This window comes from Phyllobacterium sp. P5_D12 (assembly GCF_054049495.1).
This window is the reverse complement of sequence record NZ_JBFUMG010000238.1, coordinates 1-6,460: the sequence shown is the minus strand read 5'-3', so window position 1 is coordinate 6,460 and position 6,460 is coordinate 1. Positions and strand designations below refer to the sequence as shown.

Sequence of the window (6,460 nt, the reverse complement as noted above, 5' to 3'; positions counted from 1 at the left end):
CCACTTGCCGTATTTTTTGCCTCGTTGTTCGATATTCCTGTTGGTCGTAACGTCAATCATCCGCTACACACTCAACTGAACGCACGCCGTCACTTATCCGGCGCAGTGTCAAAATAATCCATAGAGCCACAGGCAGGAGACAGATCATGCTTCGCAAGACCGATTTCTATATCGATGGAAAGTGGATAGCGCCGGTAGTGGCGAAAGAGCTTGAGGTGATCAATCCGGCCGACGAGCAGGCATTTGCCGTGATCTCGCTGGGTTCTGCAGCCGATGTCGACAAGGCCGTATCCGCTGCCCGCAAGGCTTTCACCACATGGAGCGTGACCAGTCGCGAAGAGCGCCTGGCTTGGCTTGAGCGGCTGCTCGCCGTCTATAAATCGCGTATCGCCGATATGGCCAGGGCGATCTCGTCCGAAATGGGCGCACCGATCACGATGGCGCTCGATGAACAGGCGGCATCCGGGACCGGCCATATCAAGGCTTTTATCCGGTCACTCAAAGAGTTCGAGTTCGAGCGGCCGCTGAACGGTCACGACACGGTCCGGCTTGCCTATGAGCCTATCGGTGTCTGCGGCCTGATCACGCCGTGGAACTGGCCGATGAACCAGGTGGTTCTAAAGGTTGTCCCCGCGATTGCCGCAGGGTGTACCGTTATCCTCAAACCCTCCGAAATTGCTCCGATTTCATCGGTGATTTTCGCAGAGATGGTCGATGCCTCGGGTTTGCCAGCCGGTGTGTTCAATTTGGTCAACGGTGATGGCCCATCGGTTGGTGCGGCGATGTCCGCCCATCCCGGCATCGACATGATGTCGTTCACCGGATCCACCCGCGCCGGTGTTGCCGTGACCAAGGCTGCGGCCGATACCGTCAAGCGCGTATCGCTGGAGCTCGGCGGCAAGTCGCCGAACATCGTATTTGCAGATTCGGATGTTGAAGCTGCAGTCAAGCGCGGCGTCGAGCATGTGTTCAACAATACCGGCCAGTCCTGCAATGCGCCGACGCGCATGCTGGTGGAGCGCTCGGTCTATAGCAAGGCGACCGAAATCGCTGCCGAGACCGCCAAGGCCACCAAGGTCGGAGATCCATCGCAGGACGGCGATCACATGGGCCCGCTTGTATCTGAGATGCAGTTCAACAAGGTACAGGGACTGATCGAGCAGGGCATCAAGGAAGGCGCGCGGCTGATTGCCGGCGGTACCGGACGCCCTGAAGGCTTCAATCGCGGCTACTACGTCCGCCCGACGGTTTTCGCCGACGTCAACAACGACATGGTCATCGCTCGCGAAGAGATCTTCGGACCGGTGTTGGCGATGATCCCCTTCGACACGGAGGAAGAAGCGGTAGAGATCGCCAATGACACGCCATACGGTCTTGCCGCCTACATCCAGTCGGGTGATCGCGAGCGCATCAAGCGCGTGTCGAAGCAGTTGCGTGCTGGCATGGTGCGTATTAATGGTGCCGACCATGCGGCAGACGCTCCGTTTGGCGGTTACAAGCAGTCGGGCATCGGGCGTGAAGGAGGTCACTTCGGGATCGAGGATTTTCTTGAAGTGAAGGCGATCAGCGGTTGGGACGACGCTGCCTGAATCTTAACTGACGATACGCCATATTTGTCAGGAAGGCAGGTGCGGAAAGATGGAAACAGAAACTCTCCCGGAATCCGCACCTGAAGACGACGATGTCAACATCTATGGTGAGGACGGTGCTGTCCGCACCTCCTACCTGGCGCGTGTCGGCGCCGCCATCGCGGACCGGGATGTTCTGTTTCTAAGGTCGCATGTCGGCAAGCTGCACCAGTCCGAGCTTGGCCACGTCCTCGAGGCGCTGCAGCCAGATCAGCGCAGAGCCCTCGTCGAACTTCTGGGCGACGAATTCGATTTTGCCGCCCTGACGGAAGTCGACGAAGCGGTTCGCCTTGAAATCGTCGATGCGATGCCGAACCGGCAGATCGCCGAAGGTGTGCAGGAACTCGATTCCGACGATGCGGTCTACATTCTCGAAGACCTCGAGCAGGAAGACCGCGACGAGATCCTGGCGCAGCTGCCGTTTACCGAACGGGTTCGACTGCGCCGCTCCCTTGGCTACCCGGAGGAAACCGCCGGGCGCCGCATGCAGACAGAATTTGTCGCGGTTCCGCCATTCTGGACTGTCGGCCAGACCATCGACTACATGCGGGACAATGACGATCTGCCCGAGTCGTTCTCGCAGATATTCGTTATCGATCCGATGTTCCGGCTCTTGGGGGCTGTCGACCTCGACCGCATCCTGCGGACCCGCCGCGACGTAAAGATCGACGAGATCACGCACGAGACGCGGCATGCGATCCCTGCGACCATGGACCAGGAAGAAGCCGCGCAAATCTTCGAGCAATACGATCTGTTGTCGGCGGCGGTGGTGGACGAAAACGACCGGCTTGTCGGTGTTCTGACCATCGAGAACATCGTGGACGTCATTCAGGAAGAGGCCGAGGAAGATATCTTGCGTCTCGGCGGCGTCGGCGACGAAGAACTGTCCGACTCGGTGCTGTCTACGTCGCGCTCACGTACGCCCTGGCTGGTGATCAACCTGTTCACTGCGTTCCTCTCGGCATCCGTGATCGGCCTGTTTGATGGTACCATCCAGCAGATGGTGGCTCTGGCGGTGCTTATGCCCATCGTGGCATCCATGGGTGGCAATGCCGGCACGCAGACGATGACCGTGACGGTCCGGGCGCTGGCGACACGCGACATGGATATTTACAATGCTGGGCGCATCATCCGCCGCGAGGCTTCGGTGGGGCTCATCAATGGTGTTATTTTCGCGATCATGATCGGTGTTATTGCAGGTCTCTGGTTCGCAAATATCAATATTGGCGGTATCATTGCTGCCGCGATGGTCATCAACATGCTTGCAGCCGCACTTGGTGGTATTCTGATTCCGTTGTTGCTGCATCGTTTCGGTGCTGACCCGGCCATCGCGTCGGCGGTGTTCGTCACCACGGTGACCGATGTCGTTGGTTTTTCATCGTTTCTCGGCCTGGCAACCTGGTGGTTCGGCTTTAAATAACATCTGTCTGGAGAATTATGGACTAAAGTCTACAACCGAATACAATCGTGCAATTGACTTTTACGTAATTGCGTGGGCAAAAGATTCAATCGATACAACTGGGGCTGTGTCTGCAATGCGCGAATATTACACCATTACTGAACTGACACGGGAGTTTGGCGTGTCGACGCGCACGTTACGGTTCTACGAGGATGAGGATCTGATTCATCCGGTCAGACGCGGACGGACCAGGCTGTTCCGGCCGTCCGACCGGCATTTGCTCAAGCAGATTCTTCGCGGCAAACGGCTCGGGTTCTCGATTGCCGAGATTCAGGAAATTATCCAGATGTACAAGGAGCCGCCCGGAGAAATGGGGCAGCTGCATCTGATGATGAAGCGCGTCGAGGAAAAGCGCGCAGAGCTGCGCCAGAAGCGCCGCGACATCGAGGAAACACTGGCTGAACTCGATCAGGTCGAGGAAGGTTGTATCGAGCGGCTGGCTGAGTTGGGCGTTAATACGTAAACATCACTGCGGCATGTTTTCCTGCGTGCAGATGCCGGCGATCTGCTGCATCTGCGGATCGTTTTGATCGCGCTTTCCCGCAAACATCTCATCGAAGATGCCCTGCGCTTCGGTTTGCCCGATGACGCAATTGCAGAACTTCTCGCAAAAAGCCTTGTCGTTGTCGTTCTGGCAGCTTTGCACACAGGCCTTGCCGAAGACCTCGCGTGGTGCCGGAACCGCCGGTGGGAACAGTTGTGAAATAAGAAAAACACAGGCGATAATCACTGGCTGATGGATCAGGTAGAAGGCGAGGCTGTGTCGGCCGATGAAGCGCAGACCGCGATCGAGCCAGGATGGAGCAATGTTTCCGGCAAACAATTTGAACGCACCGAAATGTTGCATCGTCTTGGCGAGCGCCATCCCTGCAAGAACAGCGCCGAACCATGGAAAGATCGGGACGTAATCATTTGATCTTATGATGATTTCCGAGAGGCCGAGCGGCCAGAATGCCGGCGCATCGAATGTCGGCGAGACGAAATAATGCGGAAGGATAATGACCGCTGCTGCAGCGGCAGCAATAACCAGCGCAGGCAATCGCAAAAACAACAGCCCCAGAACACTCGCTGCCGCTATTTCGTGCAGGATCCCGAAAAACACGAAGCTTTCTGGCGTGACGTACATAGTGATGAGCGTGATCGCCAGTGCGGCAGCGACGATTTGGGCAAGGCGAATGCCAAACGAGCGCCAGCGAATGCCGCGACCATGCGCCAGCACAAGGCTGAAGCCGACAAGCGCGAGGAAGGTCGAGGCGATGACCCGGGCATATAGTTTCCAGGCGCCATGGCCGGTTGTCCCGGGTTCGAGATAGCCGAAAAACTCGAAATCCCAGCCGGTGTGGTAGGTCGCCATGGCGACGAGGGCGATACCCCGCAACACGTCCAGCTTGCCGAGACGCGTCTTGGATGGGGCATTCACAGTCTCGGCTTTATTCATGTGCAGGGAACTCGATCATTGCAGCAATTGGCGCAAGCTAAGTGAGTTGGGCCGCAAAATCCATCGTCTTTGGCGAGCAAGCGGGGTAAGTTTTTCTCATATATTCAACGGTTTCTTATGAAACGGACATATTATGTCGCTTGATTGACTGCTATCGCTGGGTCCCGCGGTCGAAACTTCAGCCTACGCTCGAATCAAATGYCCCCAAAGTCATCCCAGTGATCAATCAGGTTCGCCATCCTATCTGGATTACCACGGCCAAGCGCCCGACGGCGCGGGTCTTCGCGATCCTCTTTGGGATCGAATCGATGGCACGGGCGATCATCACCAGTGTCGTGCCGATCCAGACCTACGATCTCATGCAGAGCGAGCGCGGCGTCAGTATCCTCTACACCTGCATGTCATTGCTCGGGCTGATCTCGACCCTTTCGATCCCGCTGCTCATTGTCCGGATTCCGCGACGCTGGGTTTATACGGCGGGAACCGTATCCCTGATCCTCGGGTGCTTTGCCTTTGCGCTTGATACGCTGCCGGGACAGGCAGCCGGGCTATTCCTGCGCACGTTCGGCTCGGGAACCTTGTCGATAACGCTCAGCCTCTACATCATGGATCACATCAAGAGGGGCGAACTCGTTCGTRCCGAGTCGGTGCGAATGGCAACGGCGACGTTTGCGTGGACCGCTGGTCCGTTCCTCGGCGTTTTCCTCTACACACAAGTCGGTATGATCGCGCCGTTCCTGTTGTCGATAGGTTTCTCGCTGCTGCTGCTGACGCTGTTCTGGTATTTCCGTCTCAGCGACAATCCGGCGCTGCAGAAGGGCCCGAGCCGTCCGGCCAATCCTATCGCCAATGTGCGCCGCTTCGTCGTGCAGCCGAGATTGCGGCTGGCCTGGCTGATCGCCTTTTCGCGCTCGTGCTACTGGAGCACGTTTTTCGTCTATGGACCGATCCTCATGGTGGCGACGGGGCAGGGCAATCTTGCCGGTGGTCTTCTGGTTTCGCTCGGCAATTTGTTTCTGCTCGGCTCGATCCTCTGGGGCAAGGTTGGCATGGCCAAGGGGCTGATGCGGACGATTTCCGGTGTATTCGTATTGCTCGCCGTGGCACTCATAGGAGCGGGCATTGCCGGCGAAAGATTTCCCATGGTGGCTGCGATCATGCTGCTTTTTGGAGCCTTTTTCTGCGTGGCTATCGACACGCTAGGCTCAACGACGTTCATTCGTGCAGTCCACCCGCATGAACGGGCACAGATGACGGCGGTTTACCGGACTTATCTCGATTTTTCCGAGATATTGCCTGCGTTTTTCTACTCGATCATCCTGACGTTTTTCCAACTCGGCTCGATTTTCATCGCGCTCGCCATGCTGATGATATTCACGGCCGTGTTCGTCTGGCGTTACCTGCCGCGCGGTTTATGAGTCAGCGCTGACGCTGTTTTGCATCAGCACGTCGCGTGCCCTGGAAAAGAACTGGCGTCTGAGCAGCACTATGGCAACCAGCGTCGTCGTGATCATGAACAGCACGGGATGCAGAAACCATCCGAGATATCCGATGGAAAAGAAGATGCCGCGCAAGCCGCTGTTGAAATGCTGGCCGGCCTGGATATTTATCCCCGCCGCGCGATTAATTCCCGCAAGCACAACCGGATCGTCAGGGCCCTTATCGCGCGCCATTGGAACGCTACCGATCAGGATCGAACAATAGTTGAAAAGCCGATATGACCAGGCGAATTTGAAGAATGCATAGGCGAAGAGAACGAGAAGCCCGAGGATTTTTGTTTCAAACAATTGTTGGGTGGTATTGCCCAGGAACGGCAGGTCGTGAAACAGCGTCAGAACGCGGCCGGAGGAGTTCAACAGACCGAAACATCCACCGATCGCCAGAATGGAGGTTGATGCAAAAAAGCCAGTGCCCTGCTGCAGACCGATCATGATG

At 57.0% G+C, this 6,460-nt stretch carries 6 protein-coding genes; 4 read left to right on the top strand and 2 right to left on the bottom strand.

The annotated features are described in order from the left end of the window. The first annotated feature begins 146 nt into the window (after positions 1-146). The 3 genes from ACXJ5O_RS15685 (at position 147) to ACXJ5O_RS15675 (ending at position 3,550) form a co-directional block, all read left to right on the top strand. Positions 147-1,589 carry an aldehyde dehydrogenase family protein gene (locus tag ACXJ5O_RS15685; protein WP_457300697.1) on the top strand — a complete coding sequence of 481 codons (1,443 nt, stop codon included), beginning with the start codon at positions 147-149 and terminating at the stop codon, positions 1,587-1,589. A gap of 49 nt (positions 1,590-1,638) precedes the next feature. Then, complete coding sequence (gene mgtE, locus ACXJ5O_RS15680) at positions 1,639-3,048, top strand: magnesium transporter (protein ID WP_457300696.1); 1,410 nt, start codon at positions 1,639-1,641, stop codon at positions 3,046-3,048. A 115-nt stretch (positions 3,049-3,163) separates the two neighbouring features. Continuing rightward, positions 3,164-3,550, top strand: a complete 387-nt coding sequence (locus ACXJ5O_RS15675) for a MerR family transcriptional regulator (protein WP_112529338.1) — start codon at positions 3,164-3,166, stop codon at positions 3,548-3,550. A 3-nt stretch (positions 3,551-3,553) separates the two neighbouring features. Here ACXJ5O_RS15675 and ACXJ5O_RS15670 read toward each other — a convergent pair whose 3' ends face one another. Then, complete coding sequence (locus ACXJ5O_RS15670; protein ID WP_457300695.1) at positions 3,554-4,525, bottom strand: heparan-alpha-glucosaminide N-acetyltransferase; 972 nt, start codon at positions 4,523-4,525, stop codon at positions 3,554-3,556. 218 nt (positions 4,526-4,743) lie between these two features. On the opposite strand from ACXJ5O_RS15670, the gene ACXJ5O_RS15665 reads away from it, so the two are divergent. After that, positions 4,744-5,943, top strand: a complete 1,200-nt coding sequence (locus ACXJ5O_RS15665; protein WP_457300694.1) for an MFS transporter — start codon at positions 4,744-4,746, stop codon at positions 5,941-5,943. Here the strand turns inward: ACXJ5O_RS15665 and ACXJ5O_RS15660 are convergent. Then, positions 5,938-6,460: DUF599 domain-containing protein (locus ACXJ5O_RS15660; protein ID WP_457300693.1), on the bottom strand; the 523-nt coding region annotated here is incomplete at its 5' end. The two genes, ACXJ5O_RS15665 and ACXJ5O_RS15660, sit on opposite strands and share 6 nt — an antisense overlap.